The 17,382-nt window shown below is 66.2% G+C and carries 9 protein-coding genes; 2 read left to right on the top strand and 7 right to left on the bottom strand.

Going from position 1 to position 17,382, the window contains the following annotated elements:
* Window positions 1-615: 615 nt before the first annotated feature.
* From AACZ17_RS15515 to AACZ17_RS15505, 3 genes are all read right to left on the bottom strand, one after another.
* The gene (locus AACZ17_RS15515; protein ID WP_339638784.1) at window positions 616-828 is read right to left on the bottom strand and encodes a hypothetical protein; all 213 of its coding nucleotides are present in this window, start codon (window positions 826-828) and stop codon (window positions 616-618) included.
* Window positions 829-1,120: 292 nt separating this feature from the next.
* Entirely contained in the window at window positions 1,121-1,483 is a 363-nt protein-coding gene (locus AACZ17_RS15510) for a YajD family HNH nuclease (RefSeq protein ID WP_290745438.1), read from the bottom strand.
* A 72-nt stretch (window positions 1,484-1,555) separates the two neighbouring features.
* Entirely contained in the window at window positions 1,556-3,241 is a 1,686-nt protein-coding gene (locus tag AACZ17_RS15505; RefSeq protein WP_290745441.1) for a M28 family peptidase, read from the bottom strand.
* Window positions 3,242-3,465: 224 nt separating this feature from the next.
* Here AACZ17_RS15505 and AACZ17_RS15500 point away from each other — a divergent pair, with 224 nt between their 5' ends.
* Window positions 3,466-3,885 (top strand): nuclear transport factor 2 family protein, encoded by a 420-nt coding sequence (locus AACZ17_RS15500; protein WP_290745444.1) that lies wholly within the window; start codon window positions 3,466-3,468, stop codon window positions 3,883-3,885.
* Between the two features lie 87 nt (window positions 3,886-3,972).
* Window positions 3,973-8,031 (top strand): hypothetical protein, encoded by a 4,059-nt coding sequence (locus AACZ17_RS15495; RefSeq protein WP_290745447.1) that lies wholly within the window; start codon window positions 3,973-3,975, stop codon window positions 8,029-8,031.
* Window positions 8,032-8,043: 12 nt separating this feature from the next.
* Here the strand turns inward: AACZ17_RS15495 and recD are convergent, their stop codons facing one another.
* Genes recD through AACZ17_RS15475 form a run of 4 tightly spaced genes read right to left on the bottom strand, consistent with a single transcriptional unit; the run spans window position 8,044 to window position 17,354 of the window.
* A complete protein-coding gene (gene recD, locus AACZ17_RS15490) occupies window positions 8,044-9,813 on the bottom strand; it encodes an exodeoxyribonuclease V subunit alpha (protein WP_290745450.1) in 1,770 nt (589 codons plus the stop codon).
* Window positions 9,810-13,262, bottom strand: a complete 3,453-nt coding sequence (gene recB / locus AACZ17_RS15485; protein WP_290745453.1) for an exodeoxyribonuclease V subunit beta — start codon at window positions 13,260-13,262, stop codon at window positions 9,810-9,812. Before recB ends, recD begins: the two co-directional genes overlap by 4 nt.
* Entirely contained in the window at window positions 13,255-16,512 is a 3,258-nt protein-coding gene (gene recC, locus AACZ17_RS15480; protein WP_290745456.1) for an exodeoxyribonuclease V subunit gamma, read from the bottom strand. Before recC ends, recB begins: the two co-directional genes overlap by 8 nt.
* Window positions 16,509-17,354 carry a phytanoyl-CoA dioxygenase family protein gene (locus AACZ17_RS15475; RefSeq protein WP_290745459.1) on the bottom strand — a complete coding sequence of 282 codons (846 nt, stop codon included), beginning with the start codon at window positions 17,352-17,354 and terminating at the stop codon, window positions 16,509-16,511. Before AACZ17_RS15475 ends, recC begins: the two co-directional genes overlap by 4 nt.
* Window positions 17,355-17,382 lie beyond the last annotated feature (28 nt).

Here is a 17,382-nt window from a genome sequence, read left to right as displayed (position 1 = left end):
CTCCTTGCCATAGGTGTTGCAGAAACGATGCCAACTTTGCAATTTCAGCCGAAATAATTTTTAACCCACTGTAAATTAACGATTTATTTTTCTCTCGCGTTTTTGGAAGCTGGCGGCGGACGCCGTGAACAGCACTGAATGTTTCTTTGCACACCACTTTTTCACGGTGTTGGCTACTTGGAAACTTTTAGCCAGACCCAACTGCTGAGTTCGATGCATGGATCGGGTCTAGGAGCATGTGGGCGGGCGTTTCAGGGCTGTTAGTTCAGGTCAGCAACCCGTCGTAGGCAGCGGGCCTTGGAGATATGTGCCTTCTCACCCGCTGCGGTCGCCTCCTATGCGATTACTGGGGGACGCCTGGTCTTCGTCGGGCCTAGTGGTTTGCCTTCGGCTTACTTCCGGCCGGCGCCCCGGAGATTCCGCCTCCTGATGGACACCCTCGCCGAAAGCGCCTGCTTTTGGTGCCGTTCGGGCTGGTGGCTCCCCTTACCGGGCCCACAGACGACTTGCGCATTCAAGTCATCCGGCCAGCTCCACCTGAACCGAAACAGCGCCATGCCTGGCGCAACCATAAAAAAACCCGCCACAAGGGCGGGTTGGGTTTTTCGCTGCGCCTCAGGAGCGCAGGAAGCTGATGAAGTTGTTGTGCTGCGTATCAAACGAGGCGCCGCGTGCGGCCCAGGAAGATTGCAGCGACGACACAAAGGGGTTGTAGAAGTAGCTGTAGGCAGGCTGGTAGAGCCAGTACCAACCACCGTTCACGGTGGCGAGCTCTTCGCTGCTCAGGGCGCAGTTGTCGTTCAGGTCGTTTACAGTGATTGTGCTCATGGTGTATCTCCTCGGGTGTCTGTTTGGTTGGGAGTCGCTGTTTGCAGCTCCTTGCCATAGGTATTGCAGAAACGATGCCAACTTTGCAGATGTCGCCAAGAAAAATTATAAGCCATTGATTTTAAATACAAATAAAATCGAAGGGACCCCGACCCCACCTTTTCAGGAGACCGAGCGCCTAAACTCCTGTTACAATAAACCCAACACTTGATAGCTATGTTGCAGAAAAAACAACTTTTCTGCGAACCAGCCCACGCCAGGCCACTGACTGAGCGACTCGCGCAGACATCATTCAATCCTTGCTGCCTTCCAGGTTCGACTTCAAATCCGCAAACGGCCGGTGAGTGGCCGCTTTGCCCTTGCTTGCCTGGCTGCTGCCGTAGCGCACGTACGCCTCGAACTTGCTGTGTTCTTCATCGTGGCAATAGAGACAGAGCAATTCCCAATTGCTGCCATCACCCGGGTTATTGTCGTGGTTGTGGTCTACATGGTGCACGGTGAGTTCCGACCGGTTTCTGCGATCGAACTCCCTGGCGCAGCGGCCACAGATCCAGGGGAACAGCTTTAACGCACGTTCGCGGTAGCCCGACTCGCGCCTGGCGTTGTACTCCAGCTGTTCGGCGCGCACCTGTTCAAACGTTTTTGCAGGCGACATGTTCACGCTCCCCCGGTTCCAGTGGCAATGAAGTGTAATTCCGCAGGCCCCGGCGCGGCACCTGCTGCCGGGTCACCATCGGTTCACCCGTCCTCGCGCCGCGGCGCTGCTGTCGCGCACGGCCTTGAACTCGGACGCGGGGCGCCATTCCGGCCAGCGGCGCGCGTTGCCGAGATCCTCCACCATCCGGCGAAACAGCTCGATATCCTGCACCGCTCCGCTCAGGTCCCAGTCGGGCGACCAGGCATCACAGGGCTTGTGATAGCAGTTGCCGACATAGTCGGCGATCCACTGGTTGCCCGCGGCACGACCGCCCTCCACCAGGTCGGCGCCACCGGCAATGCCCATCAGCAGGAGCACAGGCACACCGGCGCGCGCCAGGGAAAAATGGTCAGCGCGGTAGAACAGGCCGTTCTCAGGGAGGTTCTCGGGCGTCACGTAACGCCCCTGCGCTGCGGCAGCCCGCGCCAGATCGTCCTCCAGACTGCTCTGCCCCTCACCGACGAGAATCACATCCCGCGCGGCACCGGCCGTCTGCAGAATGTCCAGCGTGAAGTTGGCTACCGTAGTCTCCAGAGGGTAGATCGGGTCCACAGCGTAGGCTTGGGACCCCACGAGGCCGGATTCCTCCGCGGTCCACAGCGCGAACACCACGCTGCGCTCCAGCGGCGGGCCCGCCTGCAGCACCCGGGCGATCTCCAGCACACCCGCCGTGCCCAGGGCATCGTCGTTGGCGCCCGCACGCACGGTTCTACCCTGCGCGTCCGGTGGCCCCTCACCGTAGGCGTCCCAGTGTGCCGATACCATCAGCACCTCATCAGGCCGTGCGGAACCCGGCAACAGGCCCAGCACGTTGCGGCTGTCGAAGCGGGTCACGGTGACGTCCGAGTGCACACGGAATTGCACCCCGTCGAGTTCGAACGCGGAGAAATCCGGTTGCCGCGCCGCGCTGCGAAGTGTCGCCAGGTCATGTCCCGCCATGGCCAGCAGTTCCGTGGCGGCGCCTTCATGCAGCCAACCCTGTAACGCGATCGGCGCGGGGCCCGTTGCATTCCTGGCCAGCGCCACGCGCTCCCCGGCACCGGCCGCAGCCACGCTCCAGTCGTAACCCGCCGCTTCGGTCTCGTGGATCACCAGTGCGCCCAGGGCCCCGCGCCGCGCGGCCTCCTCGTACTTGTAGGCCCAGCGGCCGTAGTAGGTCATGCGGCGATTGCCAAAGCGCCCGGCAACAGGCTCACCGGGCTCGGCAGCGAAGTCGGGGTCGTTCACCAGATACACGGCAATCTTGCCCGTCAGGTCGATGTCACCGTAGTCGTCCCAGTCTCGCTCCGGGGCCGTCACGCCAAAACCGACGAACACCAGCGGCACTTCCTCGGCGTGGATGTGCTCCGCTGCCCGCACGGTGCTGACCTCTATATTCTCACCTTGCACCAACTGTAGCTGGCCTTGCGGGTAAGTGAACGCCAACTGCGGCGATTCGAGGAAGGTGCGCATCATGGGCACGGCCTGTGTCCACTGCCCGTCCCGGCCGCCCGGCTGGATGCCGATGGCCTGAAACTGTTCAATGAGGTAGGCGACGGTTTTATCCTCGCCCGGCGTGCCCGGTGCGCGCCCCTCGAAGGCGTCTGACGCCAGCACCTTGACCATCGCCTCAAGGCGCGCGGGATCAATAGCCGCGGCAGAAACCGGCACCTTGCCTGTGGAACAGCCGCCCACAATAACCGCCATACCTGCGGCGAAAAGGAAACGTCTCAACATCAGCGGGCTCCTGCAATGCGTTCACGCGCCCGGTGAGAACTGCTCACCGCGGCCGGTTGCCACCATCCTAACAGCACGAGGGAGACTGTGAAGCCCCGCGTCTCCCGGGACAGCGGAGCTTGATCTAAGCGCACAATCAACGATACTTGTGTGGTCTTCACCCTGCAGCCCCGACGATTGGTTGGATGGAAGACACCAAGGCGCACAAAAACAAGGATTGAAGGATGGCGCAAGCGCTCAACCCGGCGGAGGCCAACCGGGCCGTCATCGAACACTATTTCGCCGTGCTCCAGGGCCTCGCGGATGATCGCGACCTCGCGGACTTCTTCAGCGACGATGTGACCTGGCAGGTACCGCCCAGCAACCCCCATATCACGCCCAACCCGCGGGTGGGCCATGCGGCGGTCATGGACCTGCTGCACAGCGGGGTGGGGGTTTACGAAGCCGGCAGCATGGCCATCACCCTGCAGCCGCTGATTGCCGACCAGACCCGGGTGGCCGCGCTGTTTTCCATGCAGGCCCGGCTCGCCAACGGCAACCCCTATCGCAACGATTACTGCATTGTTTTCACCCTGCGGGACAGCCGCATCTGCGGCGTGACCGAGTATCTCGACACGCTGGCGCAGGACCGGCAGAGCGTCTGATCCCCCCGCGGCGCGCGAAAATCGCAGCGCGGTACCCGCGCCGGGTGCTATGTTTAGGGTATAAAAGTCCCTGCGCCGGAGATCCACATGCCCCACGCCGTATTCAGATCGCTGACCTGCCTGGTCATGCTGCTGGTCAGTCTGCAGGCGGCGGCTGACCCTGCGTCCCTGGCCCGCTGGGAGGCCTGGCTACTCGAGAAGCACCCGGACAGCGCCTGTCCCTGGGTGTTCGCAGACACGCCAGAGCGCGCCTGTCTCTGGCCCGGCCGGCTCAACCTTGAGGTGCAGCCTCAGGGCCTGCTCTTCACGTACGAGGTCGAGGTGTTCCAGGAGGATGCGCTGGCACCGCTACCCGGCGGCCCCGGCGTCTGGCCGCTGAACGTTACCGTAAATGGGGCGCGGGCCGCCGTGCTCGACCAGGCCGGCCAACCGCAGGCGCTGCTGGCGCGCGGCAAGCACCGGATCAGCGGGCAGTTCCGCTGGCAGCGACGCCCTGCGGCCCTTCCTGTGCCGGACTCGATTGCCCTGGTCAGCGTCACCGAAGGTGGCCAGGCGGCACCGGCAGAGCGTCGCGGCAAACAGGTATTGCTGAACCGCGACCGAGCAACCACCGCGGCGAGAGAAAACAACTCACTGGACATCGAGGTGTTTCGCAAGCTGACAGACGGCGTACCGATGACGCTGGAAACACGCGTGGTGATGACCGTCAGCGGCGAACCGCGAGAAGTACAGACCGGCCAGCTCGCCTGGCCAGGCACCGCGCTGATGGACATCGACTCACCGCTGCCCGCCCGCGTCGAGAACAACGGTGACCTGCGCGTGCAGTTGACCGCGGGACGGCACACCATTACGACGGTGTCGCGCTTTCTGCGGCCCGCAGACCAGCTTGCCGCCACCCAGCACGGCGCGCCCTGGCCAATCGTGGAGTACCTGAGCTTTGCCGCTGACAGCAACCTGCGACAGGTGAAACTCTCCGGGGCGCCCGGCATCGACACGTCGCAGGCACCGATTCCGGAGGACTGGAAAGAACTCCCGGCCTGGCGCCTGAGCGCTGACGACGCTCTGCAGCTCACCACGGAATACCGTGGCGACCAGTCCCCCCCCAGTAACAGCCTCGCGGTGAACAGAAACCTGTGGCTGGATTTCGACGGCACCGCCCTCACCGGCGTGGAGCAGGTGACCGGGGCCATGCGCAGTGACTGGCGGCTGAACGCGCAGACCGACACACAGCTCGGCAGCGCCAGCGTGTCCGGCCTGCCGGTACTGGTCACGCGGCATGCCGACACCGAGGGGGTCGAGATCCGCAGCCCGGACATCGCGCTGCAAGCGGTCACCCGCATTGCATCCCCCACAGACTTTTCGGCAACGGGCTGGCAAAGCCGCGCCGACAGCTTCGATGCAACGCTGCACATCCCGCCCGGCTGGCGCATCCTGCACGCTTCCGGGGTGGAAGGCGTGCAGGGCACCTGGCTGAGTGACTGGGACCTCTGGGACATCTTCCTGGTGCTGGTGATGGTCGCTGCCACACGCAAACTGCTGGGTGTGAAGGCCGCGACGCTGGCGGGCGTCGCCCTGCTGGCCGGCTACCATGAGCCGGGCATGCCCACTGCGCTGCTGGCAACCCTGCTGTTGTTGTTGCCCCTCGCTGCCGTTGCCCGGGGCCGCATGCGGCGCAGCATCGCCATTGCAGCCACCGTCACCGGCATCGCAGCCGCGCTGGCGCTGGCGCTGGTGGCGTTCTCGATCAGCAACTTCCGCCTCGCCATCTACCCCTCACTGGAGCGCAGCGCGGTGGGGGTCTATGACTACAGCAACGACCTCGGTGTCCACCCCGACGCCAACCACGATCTTGACCTGAGGGAAGTGGCCGCCGTTGCGGACAGTGTGCAGGCTGGCGCCGAAGCCCTGGCACAACGATCCGCGGTGGCAGGCAAAGTATTCAGCGCCGGCGCGCCCCCGGGCTCCGCCGAAACCGCCTACCTGCTGGGGGACACCGACCGCGTACAAACCGGACCCGGTGCGCCCAACTGGCTGTGGAACACGGTACAGCTGCGCTCCGGCAGCCCGGTGCCGGAAGGTGCCCGGCTCTCGGTGCTGTACAGCCCCCCATGGCTGACGCGGCTGTGGCGGGTGGTGGGTGTGCTGCTGACCCTTGCCTATGCCGGGTTGCTGATGCAGGCACTGCTGCACGCGCTGCGCGCCCCGCCGGCAGACGACGGGAACGGCGTCGGCAACCCATCCGTCGGCGCCGCTGCACTGGCCCTGGCAGTGGGCCTGTTGCTCCCCGCCCTGCCTGCGCCGGCCGTGGCGCAGGATTTCCCGCCCGCCGCGTTGCTGCAGGAACTGGAACAGCGGCTGTTGCAACCGCCGACCTGCACGCCGCACTGCGTCGCCCTCGACGAAGGCGTCATCACCACCGAACGCAATGCGCTCACCATTGGCTTCAGCGCCTATGCGGCCGCCGATATGCTGCTGCAGCTGCCCACCCCCCGCGAGGGCTGGCAGGTGACGACCCTGCAGGTGAACGGTGCCGACGCCAGTGCTCGCCTGCACGACGGATTCCTGTCTGTGCGGCTGACCCGGGGCCACCATATCATCAGCCTGGGCGGTCCGCTGCAGGGAGACACGGCCAGCGTGAGCCTGCCCGTGGCAATCCACAACCTGAGCACCCGCGGCAGCGACTGGCAGCTGAGTGGCCTGGTGGATGGCCGTGTGCCCTCGGGCACGCTGTCCCTGCGCGCCCTGTCGGCGGCCCGGGCAGAGGCCGGCAAGCGCATCAAGCCGGACCCCATTGAGGCCTTCTTCGCCGTGCACCGCGAATTCCACATCGGGCTGCAGTGGCGGGTCGTGACCCGGGTCACGCGGCTGGCACCGGCCGCGGGGCCGGTGGCCGTGGAGGTTCCCCTGCTGGACCTGGAGCGCCCCCTGTCCAGCGCGGTGAATTTCGCCGGCGGCAAGGCACAGCTGCAGTTCAGCGATCGCCAGCAGCAGGTCAGCTGGGAGTCCAGCATCAACCCGGTGAGCGAGTTGCAACTGCAGGCCGCCAGCGGGGATCACTATGTCGAGACCTGGCGCCTGCGTCCTTCGGCGCTGTGGCGACTGAGTCACGAGGGCCTGCCGCCAACCCGCCCGCTCGGCGGTGCCGACAGCCTGCAGCCACTGTGGAAACCCTGGCCAGGGGAATCGCTGGTACTGAAGTTCGAGCGGCCGGAGGGCGTCGCCGGCCCGACCTTCACCGTCGAGGGAGCAAAGCTGTCCTTCCAGGCGGGCACTGCAGTTCGGCAGAGTCAGCTCGCCCTGAACATCAAGGCCAGCATGGGGCAGGACTATGCCCTGACGCTGCCCTCCGGCAGCCGTGTGACGGCGCTGAGCCGCAACGGCAACGACCTCAACCTTCCCGAGAGTAATACCGTCACCGTGGCCCTGCAGCCCGGCCATCAGCACATCAGCCTGACCTTCGAGCAGGACGGTGGCAGCGGCTGGTGGAGTGAGACGCCCCAGGTCGTGTTGCCCGGGGGAGCCAGCAACATTTCGCTTGCCTACACCCTGCCGCAGGACCGTTGGCCGCTGTACCTGAGCGGGCCGGCGATCGGCCCCGCCATGCTGTACTGGGGCGTCTTCTGCGTCATCCTGCTCGGTGCCCTGCTACTGCACGGGCTGAACCGGCGCATCGGCGCCGGTATTCCCATCGGCCTGGCGGGGTGGCTGCTGCTGGGGGTCGGGCTGTCCACCGTCAACAGCTACGGGGTACTGGTCGTCGCCGGTTTCCTGTTCCTGCTGGCACTTCGGCAGCGTATGGATCCCGCCGGCATGAACCGACTGACATTCAACCTGATGCAGGTGGCACTGGGGATTGGTGCGTTCATCACGCTCGCCACCCTGGTCTCGGCAATTCCGCTGGGCCTGCTGTCCAGCCCGAACATGCTGGTCACCGGTAATAACAGCTGGTCGCACGTCTACAATTTCTTCCAGGACCGGGCGGACGCAGACAGCTTCCCCACTGCCACCGTGATCAGTGTCAACCTGATGGTCTATCGCGCCGTGATGCTTATCTGGGCGCTCTGGCTCGCCAACCGGTTACTGCGCTGGGTGGCCTGGGGCTGGCAGGCCTATGGCAGACACGGAGTGTGGGTGGCGAAACCCTGACTGCCGAGCGAATTACCGGGCCCGCAGCAAAGCCGGCAGACCCGAGTCGCGCTGCACCCGCTGCGCTACGCCGGCACACCACACCGCCTCGCTCCCCACGACCTCCAGTGCCTCGCGCGCACGGGTGATGGCGGTGTACAGCAGCTCCCGGGTGAGCCCGGCGCGGGCCTGCTCCGGCAGCAACAGGGCCACGCGCTGGAACTCGGACCCCTGGGTTTTGTGAATCGTCATGGCGTACACCACCTCGTGCTCGGGGAGCCGCCCGGGCGCCATGGGGCGGAAGCCGCCCGCTGAGGGAAACCAGGCCATCAGCTGGCCCCCGTCGTCCGGCCAGAGCAGCCCGACGTCACCGTTGTACAGGCCGAGGTCGTGGTGATTGCGGGTGATCATGATGGGTTTGCCGCGGTAGTGCGCCAGCCCCGCAGGGTTCATCCGCGCCAGCGCCAGACGGTTGATCGCTTCCACGCCACGCGGCCCACCGCGGGTCGGACACAGAATGCGGAACTGCTGCAGGTGCATGAACGCCTGCGCCAGGCTGTCGGCCTTCGCAATGGGCTGGTAGTACAGATCCAGCCAGCGCGTCACCGCCGCCCCGCTGCCCGCGTCGTCAAACCGGGCCAGTGTGTCATCGGCGGCACTCAGTGTCTGCAGGCTCCCCGCGCCGTCGCCTGCCAGAACCTGCCGCGCCAGCCGGGCAATGCCGCCGCTGCCATCGAAACGGCGGCTCTGGCGCAGCACCGTGAGGTAATCAGCCTCGCCGGATCCCGCCTCTGCTGCCTCCAGCGTCACCCCCAGCGCGGCAAACCCGGCCAGCCGCCCAGGGCTGTAGCCGCTGGCAGCGCCAGCGGCGAGATCCGCCAGCACCGATCCGGCGGCCACCGAGGGCAACTGGTCGGGATCCCCCAGGAGAATAACACGACAGTGCGCCGGCAGCGCCTCAAACAGGCGCGTCATCAGGGGCAGGTCGACCATGGAGGCTTCGTCCACCACCAGGATATCCAGCCGCAGCGGGTTGTCGGCGCGGTGCCGGAAACCGGGGCTATATGACACCACCCCGAGCAGACGGTGCAGTGTGATGCCGGTATCCGGTATGGCATCGAGCACCGCTGCCGGCAACAGCCCCTGGAGATCCGACCGGGCCGCCGCTATCGACTCGGCCAGCCGCTGGGCGGCCTTGCCGGTGGGCGCCGCCATGCCAATCGCCAGCGGCGCGGCACGCCCGGGTGCCAGACAGGCAATCAGGCAGGCCAGCAGACGGGTGACGGTGTAGGTCTTGCCCGTACCCGGGCCGCCAGCCACCACGGTAAATGACTGCAGCAGGGCATTCGCCGCTGCCACTTTCTGCCAGTCGGGCGGCTCACCCACGGCACGGGCGGGGAACAGCGTGTCCAGCACCTCACGCGCCTGCGCAGGATCGGCCGCTGGGGCCGACGCCAGGCGCGGACGCAGTGCCGCCGCCAGCCGCTGCTCGAACTGCCAATAGCGCCGCAGGTAGAGTCGCGGCCCGTCGAGCACCAGCGGCGTCGCGCTGTCCGCATCCAGCGGCAAGGCCGACAGTCTGTGTTGCCAGTCATCCAGTGCCGGCAAGGCACCGTGCCCCAGGGCGCCCGCGACGCCGCGCTCGGCCCAGTCGGGGAGGTACAGACAGCTGTGCCCCTCCTGTAGCGCCTGACTGACAGCCATAACCGTCAGGCGCAACCAGTCGTCTTCGCAGCGGTACCACCGGCACAGCGCCTGTGCCAGGGCGCGATCCAGCGCCGGGGCCTCGGTCGACAACATCATCCGCCACCCTCCTGCGCGCGGAAGAAGCTATCCAGCGCATGGAGACCATCGATGTCCACATCGCGGTGGTAAACCCCTGCTCCCCCACGGGGGTGCAGGCCGCGCAGGTAAAGGTAGTGCACCCCCCCCAGATGCTGGGCGGGGTCGTAGTCCACGAGCCGCGTGCGCAGGTAGCGGTGCAGTGCCAGGGTATAGAGCAAATACTGCAGGTCGTAGACGTTTTGCTGTACATCGGCGGTGAGCGCATCGGCATGGTAGTCCCCCAGCCGATTGCCGAGGTAGGTCGACTTGTAATCCACCACGTAGTAGCGCCCCTGCCACAGGTACACCAGGTCGATATAGCCGTGCATCATGCCCTTCAGCCGCACCGGGGCTGGCAGCGGTGCCTCGGCGCCGCGCCGATGGCGCACAAGCAGGCGCCCGAGCGCCTCGGGATCAGCGTCACCCTGCATGGGAAAATAGAATTCCACCTCGCGCAGGGTCTGCTGCGGCGCCAGGTCCGCCAGGCGCGCACCACTGGGCAACGGCGCCGCGAGCTGCTGCGCCACCCACTCCGCCAGCGCCGCGCGCCAGCCGGGTTGACCCAGCAGCAGGTTGGGATAGCGGCGTTCCGCCTGGTCCAGCGCGCGCGCCAGGTCCGGGCGCTGGAAGTCCAGGTCCTCGAGCAGATCATGCAGCAGGTTGCCGGCCTCAGCGCCACGGCGCAACGAGAAGCGCAATTCTCCGGGCGAGTCGGGGCCGGGCTCGGCAGGCGCGGTGACCTCGCCGTCTCTGTCCGGCGTCGACAGGCCGCCGTGGCGCACGTTGCGGGTCAGTGCAGAAAAGGATGACAGCCACCAGTCGCGCTCAATGCGCCCGGTGAACACAGCCGGTGCCAGCGCGGTGTCTGCTGTGGCAGCGGTGGCAGGCGCAGGTGCCGTATCCTGCCCTTCCAGCTGCAACACGGCGCAGTCGCCGGCATCGGCCATGGCCCGCACCTGCTGCTCCAGGGCGTCCCAGCGGGTGACCTTCAGGCAACGCGCCAGCGGCGAGGTCTGCAGGCTGGCAAAGGCCGCTGCCATCAGGTAGACGCGGCGCGCAGCGCGCGTCGCCCCCACGTACAGCAGGCGCACATCCTCCGCAGCCTGCTCCTCGCGATACCAGGCCAGTTCCTCATCCGTAGGCTCGAGGGCGTGCCGGGCACTGAAGTCATGGCGCTGGTGGTAGCGCACAATGCCCGGACGCTGGCGGGCCTGATCACGGCCGTAACTGATAAACGGCAGGAACACCACGGGATACTCCAGACCCTTGGCCCCGTGCAGCGTTACCAGACGGATCAGCCTGCCGTCACTCTCCAGGCGCAGTTGCTGTGTTTCCGTACCGGCACTGCCCTCGGCTTCCTGGCGGGCGTTGGCGAACCAGTGCAGCAGGGCTTCAGGTTGGCGATGGCGCTGGCTGGCCGCCTGCAGCAGCTCCAGCAGGTGCAGGCTGTTGGTGAGTGTTCGTTCGTGACTGCCGGGCAGCGGTTGCAGATGTTTCTGGTAAAGGCCCAGCGCCATTTTCATGAAGCCCTGGGCAAACCACTGCTGGCGCAGCGCTGCGACATCAGCGCAGGCCGCGGCCCAGCGGTGCTCGTCCTGACGCAGCGCATACAGGGCCGGGGTGTCATAGCCCAGCCACGGCGTGGCCAGGGCCGCTACCAGCAGCCGGTCATCCTCCATATGCAGAATACCGAGCAAGGCCTGCTGCAGGCTGGCCGCCTCGTCGCTGTTGAAAACATTGTCCGAGGCACTCAGGTAAACCGCATCCAGGCCCAGCTCGCGCAGCGCCCGCTGCATCTCGGCGGCCTCGAAACGGTCGCGTACCAGAATGGCGATATCCGCCGGTGACAGGGCCTCGCCCTCCAGGCGGGCCTGGCGCAGCAGGCGCGCGATCTCCTCCGCAGTCCAGCGCGCCAGATGCTGCTGGCCGGCCCGGGTGTAGCCCGTGCCCCGCTTGTCTGCGCCGGGCAATGTCGGGTCATGGGGCAACAGACACCACTGGAAATCGGCACGTGGAGCCGGGTCTTCCAGACCCGCGAGATCGGTTCGCCCCGCCCGCACCGGGTGGTAGTCGATGCCGAAGCCAAAAACATCGCTGCCGGCGGCAGCGGACAGCTCGGCGCCGTAAAAAAGCCGGTTGTAACCGCGGATCACGCCCTCGCTGGAGCGGTAGTTGGTGTCCATCACCCACTGCGTGTCGGCGTCATCACGTGCCTGCAGGTAGGCAAACACATCACCGCCGCGAAAGCCGTAAATGGCCTGCTTGGGGTCACCGATCATGCACAGCAGTGGCGCTGAGGGCGACGCAGCAGCGTAAATGGCGTTGAGCACGTCGTACTGCTCCGGGTCGGTATCCTGGAACTCGTCCACCAGCGCCACCGGATACTGTTGCAGCAACGCAGCGGCCAGCGCCGGGCCCTGCTCTCTGTCGTGTAGCCGCTGTCGCAGACGTGCAACCAGATCACTGAAATCCAGCTGGTCGAGCCGGTCCTTGGCCACAGACAGGTGCTCACGGGCAAAGCGGATGCCCGCCTGCGCCACACTGGCCCGGTAGGCGCGCGCCGCAGCGGGGAGCTGCTGCATCAGCGCGTAGAGCAGCGGCATACGGGCCTGCTTGGCGGCTGTATTGACGTAGGATCTGGCCGGCAATAACGACGCCAGTTGCGCCGCCTGTACCGGATGCCATTCGGCGTCCAGTGCCTCGGTGAGGGACTGCAGCACCGATGCGGCCTCGGCCCGGGTGTGCAGCGAACGCCGCTTGTCCACATCCAGCGCCTGAAACGCTGCAGACTCCTCGGTCCAGGCCGCACGCAGCGCGCGCCAGTCAGCCCGCAGGTCCGGCATGTCCGGTGCCTGCACGGGTTCGGTGCCGGCGATCACCCGGCCCCAGGTGGCGAAAAAGGCCTCCGGTCCATCCCACAGCGCATACAGCGCCGCAAAACCGGGTTGCTGGCTCTGTTGCCGATACCAGTCCTGCAGTGCCTCCAGCACAAGCGCACGCGTCTCCGCTTCCATATCGGCATGAAAACTGATGCCGCTGCGAAAGGCCTGCTGGGTCAGCGCCCGCTTGCAGAACCCGTGGATGGTAAACACCGCAGCTTCATCCATATCCAGCAGCGCGCGGCGCAGCAGGGCACGCGCGCGCGGCGCCGGCTGCTGCGCGTAGAGGTGGGCGAAGAACGGGTCTTCGGCGTCGCCCCCCCAGCGTGTGAGGGCCGCGTTGATTGCCTCGGCGAGACGCCCCTTGAGCTCCGCCGTAGCGGCCCGGGTGAAGGTCATCACCAGAATCTGCTGCACCGTCAGCTGCCGCTCCAGCAGCAGGCGCAGGTAGAGACGGGCAATGTTGAAAGTCTTGCCGGTGCCGGCGCTGGCTTCGATCAGCTGCCGCCCCTGCAGCGGCAGGGTCTGTGCCCGCAGGGATTCAACCACCGCCTGCCTCCAGCGCAATCTGCGTGTGTTCAAGGTGCTGCAGCATGGGGCCGTAGAAAGGAAGCAATTGCGCCTGCAGAGACTGCGGGTCCGGGGGCTCGGGCCAGAACCAGGCCAGCCACGGGTCCGCGCCCAACCCCGCGCGCTGATAACTGTCCTCCCACAGCGCCGGAAAATGGGTCTCCACGAAGCCCTCCTCCAGGGCCAGCATGCCCAGACTGCCGTGCAGCGGCAGTGGCGTCAGCAGGCTGTCCTGCCACAGCTGACACCAGTCCGATAACAGCTGCCGAGCGTGCTCCGCTGGCAGAGGCGCTGCGTGCAGTTCCAGCACGCCATTGTCCTCGCCACGATAAAAACCCAGCGTATCGCTGGGGGCGAGGCAATTGGCCACCAGGTGGTGCAGCCAGAGGGTCAGGTAGTCTCGGGCCTTGGGGTTGGCCAGACGCGCAAACACCAGGCTGCCCTCGGCACCTCGCGGCAGCGTGGCCGTCAACTGCAGGCCGTGCAGCGCCAGTGACACCTGCTCACCCGCTGGCGGCGCTGAACGTGACTGCAGGTGCTGTGCAAAACCGCTCGCCTGCTCCCGCCATTGTGCAATCTGCAGTGGGGTTACCGGGTTGGCGGGCAAGCGGCCGGAGAGCATTTCGCGCCTGACCGCCGCCTCCAGTCCGGCGCTGTCACCCGCCCACAGGTGCCCCAGCATGTCCTGTTGCACACGGTAGCGATCCAGGTGCGTGGTGACGAAAGGTTCGCTATCGCTGAGCAGCGCGGTGGCCGTGCGCTCCGGGGTCAGGCCCAGGCGTTGCTCGGCAAAGTGTCGCGCCGGGTGTTCGAGCGCCCGCACCAGCGTGGTGAGCGGCAGGGTTTCAGGCAGCTGCTCCGGCGCCGGCAGGCTCACCACCCGCAGGGGCGCAGCGAGCGGTGCAGCGAGACGCCGCCAGTGGGGATCAAAGGTGCGCAGTTGGCCCCGGTAATTGTCCGCACTGAAGGGCTGTAGTGGCAGCGTCCTGAGATCGCTGCGTCGCCAATGCGTGGCCTGCTCCAGATAGCGGGTAAGTTCTGCCAGTACCAGAGAAGGCTGGCGCTCGCTGTTATTGCGCACATCGTGCCCCTGGTAGCTCAGGTACAAGGCATCGCGTGCGGAAACGAGGGCCTCCAGGAACAGGTAGCGATCATCACCGCGGCGGGAGCGATCACCCGGTCGCGGCCGATCCTGCGCCATCAGGTCGAAACCCAGCGGCGGGCGCTGGCGCGGAAACTCGCCGTCATTCAGCCCCAGCACCGCCACCAGTTTGAAGGGAATCGACCGCATGGGCACCATGGAGCAGACCGTCACCTGCCCGGTGAGGAACTGTCGCCCCGTGCGCGTGGGGCTTTGCAGGCTGCGCTGCAACACCTCCCGAACCACCGCCAGCGGCAGCTCGCTGCTAAAACCCGCCGCTCTGCTGTGCTCGCCCAGCTCCCGGATCACAGCGACCAGGTCCTCATGCGCCGCATCCAGCGGGCCACCCTCGGCCAGGAAGGCCAGGCGCAGTCTGTCGTGCAGGAACTGCTGCCAGTCGGCGACGCTGCGCAGCGCGCCGAGATCCCGGCGCAGTGCCTGCAGGGCCTCGATGAAGGCGCACAGGCGCCCGAGCAGGAGGGCATCGGCGCCCTCGACCTGTGGCAGCAGTAAACGTTGCTCCACCACCGCCTCTTCGTCACCCCAGGCAAACCCCAGCAGCAGGCGCTCCAGCCCCTGGGCCCAGGTGAATTCGTCGCCGCTGGTGCCCGGCACCCATTCCTGGCGGTGCTCACCATCCAGGCCCCAGTGCACCGCAGCGGCCTGCAGCCAGTGGCCGATACGCACCAGCTCCGCAGGCGTAATGCCAGCGCGCTGCTGGATGGCAGGCACCTGTAGCCAGCCCAGCACCTGACCGACCTGCAAACGCGCATCCGGCAGCGCCAGCAACGCCAGGAAGGCAGCAATCGTGGGGTCCGCGTCGCCGGGGTTGCGATCGGCAATCGAGCAAGGCAGCGGCGGCACATCATCACCGAGACCCTCGTAGCGGCCGGCAAACACCGCTTCCACAAAGGGGGCGTAGTCCTCCACGCTGGGACAGAGCACCACCACATCGCGCGGTTTCAGGGCGGGATCGGCATTGAACCGGTGCAACAGCCAGTCATGGAGTCCCTGTACTTCGCGCAGCGCACTGTGCGCCGAAGCGATGGTAATGGAGTCATCAGACACCGGCGTCGGTGCTTCGCGACCGTCGACAAACCGGAACATGTCGCGTTGCAGCATCGTCAGCAGCGTGTCCGCTGCAGGTTCCGTGAACAGCTCGGTCTCCGTGTCCGCCCAGTCCGCGAGCAGGCGCACAAACTGCTGGCCCTGCTGGCCGAAGCTGGTAATCAGCGGATTGCCCGGTTCCTCGACGAAGCCGTCTTCACTGTCATGCTCCGCCAGCCAGGTTGCACGCCGGCGCGCGACCTGGCGCTCGCTTGCAGCCTCCTGCCAGAACTCATTGCTGGGGTTCAGGTAGAGCAAAAAGATCTCGACGCCCTGCTGCGCAGACAGCACGCGCAAAAAATCCAGCCACAGTGGCGCGAGGGAGTTCACACCGAACACGAAGAAGCGCTCGGGCAACCCGACCACCGGCTGCGTGAGACGCTGCATAGCCTCACGCAATAACGCCACCGGATGCGCGGGCACCTCGGCCACCAACATGCGCCAGAGCAGTCCCTGCCAGTGCAGCGGCTCTCCCGGGTCCGGTTCACGTGCTCCACGGCCACCGCGGTCCCAGGCCTCTACCCAGTCGGGCCGGTACATCAGGTACTGCTCGTACAGGTCCGCAAGCTCCTCTGCCAACTGGTAGCGACGCAGCGGCTGTTGCCGCTCGGACTGCTGCTGCCAGTAGCGGGTGGGCTCCAGGAACAGGGGGTCTGCAGTCACCGATGGGCTGCCCAGCAGGTCGTAGATACGCCAGGCCAGCACTTCCCGCTGGTAAGGGGAGGCCTCCGGCACAGCGTCCTCGCCCAGCACTGTGCGAATCAGCGTCCACATGAACCGCACCGGCAGCGGAAACTGCAGGTTCATGGCAATGCCGCGCTGCGGATGCTCTGCGAGCTGCATGCTGAGCCAGTGCTGCATGCCCCGGTGCTGCACCAGTATATGCTCCGGTGCCAGCGGCGAGGCGGCGGGCACATTGAGCAAGGCGGCCAGCGCGCCGGCCAGGTGTTCCAGCCTGTTTGAGGGGAAGACGTGGATCATCGGCGCTCGGCGTCCCCGAGATCGCGGAGTACCGGCGCCACGAAATCCGGGTCCAGCGCGCGGCGCGGGTGATAGGCAGTAACCTGACCCATGAAAGGGGGGTGGATAGAATAGCCCAACAGCGACTGCAGCTGTGGCGACATCGCGGATGCCAGCTGCGGGGGAATGCCGAGAAAGAAGTTCTCCTGTGGTCGGGCCCAGGGCTGGCAGTACTGGTTGGAAAAGGCCCGACGTGTTCCGCAACTCGCGTTGGCACCGCCGCGATGCAGCAGGGTTCCCGCGAACACCAGGCAGCTGCCGGCACTCATGGTCACCGTTTGCACCTGGGCTGCCACGCGCTGGTCCAGCGCCTCGCCTGCCGGCTCATCGCCCTGCAGGTAGGCGCCCGCCAACTCCGCGTCCGACCAGCGATGGCTACCGGGAACCACTTGGGTACCGCCATTCTCCGGGGTGAAGTCCTCAACGGCTACGATGGTGGAAAGACTGATCATCGGGCGTGGCCGCGGCACCGTGTAGAACGCATCGTCGGTATGCCAGGGCTGCGCTGTTTCACCCGGGCCGATAACAATGGCCTGGCTCGCGGTGAGCAGGAAATTAGGCAGCAATTGTGTCGAACACAGGGCGAGGATACGCGGGTCCTCCACGATATCCTGGAACACCCTGTCCCGCGCAACCAGCGTGTAGATGCGCTCGGTGGCTTGCCCCTCAAAGGCATTGCGGCCGAGATGACCGCCCAGCCACTGGTCGAACAGCAGGTTGATACGGTGCAGCTGCTGCGCGGACAGAAAGTCGGGCAACACGGTATAGCCCTGCTGTGCGAGCGCTTTACGGTGCATATCCATAGCGCGGGAGTCCATTGCTCAGGTCGTC

This window comes from uncultured Haliea sp. (assembly GCF_963973825.1).
Lineage (GTDB): Bacteria > Pseudomonadota > Gammaproteobacteria > Pseudomonadales > Halieaceae > Haliea.
Note: the sequence above shows the minus strand (reverse complement) of the source record. Positions and strands in the feature narration are given on the sequence as shown.

Excerpts from the sequence above, each read along its gene's own strand:
- AACZ17_RS15510 (WP_290745438.1), bottom strand. The coding sequence starts at position 1,483 with ATGTCGCCTGCAAAAACGTTTGAACAGGTGCGCGCCGAACAGCTGGAG.
- AACZ17_RS15475 (WP_290745459.1), bottom strand. The coding sequence starts at position 17,354 with ATGGATATGCACCGTAAAGCGCTCGCACAGCAGGGCTATACCGTGTTG.
- recD (WP_290745450.1), bottom strand. The coding sequence starts at position 9,813 with ATGATGTTGTCGACCGAGGCCCCGGCGCTGGATCGCGCCCTGGCACAG.
- AACZ17_RS15495 (WP_290745447.1), top strand. The coding sequence starts at position 3,973 with ATGCCCCACGCCGTATTCAGATCGCTGACCTGCCTGGTCATGCTGCTG.
- AACZ17_RS15515 (WP_339638784.1), bottom strand. The coding sequence starts at position 828 with ATGAGCACAATCACTGTAAACGACCTGAACGACAACTGCGCCCTGAGC.
- AACZ17_RS15500 (WP_290745444.1), top strand. The coding sequence starts at position 3,466 with ATGGCGCAAGCGCTCAACCCGGCGGAGGCCAACCGGGCCGTCATCGAA.
- recC (WP_290745456.1), bottom strand. The coding sequence starts at position 16,512 with ATGATCCACGTCTTCCCCTCAAACAGGCTGGAACACCTGGCCGGCGCG.
- AACZ17_RS15505 (WP_290745441.1), bottom strand. The coding sequence starts at position 3,241 with ATGTTGAGACGTTTCCTTTTCGCCGCAGGTATGGCGGTTATTGTGGGC.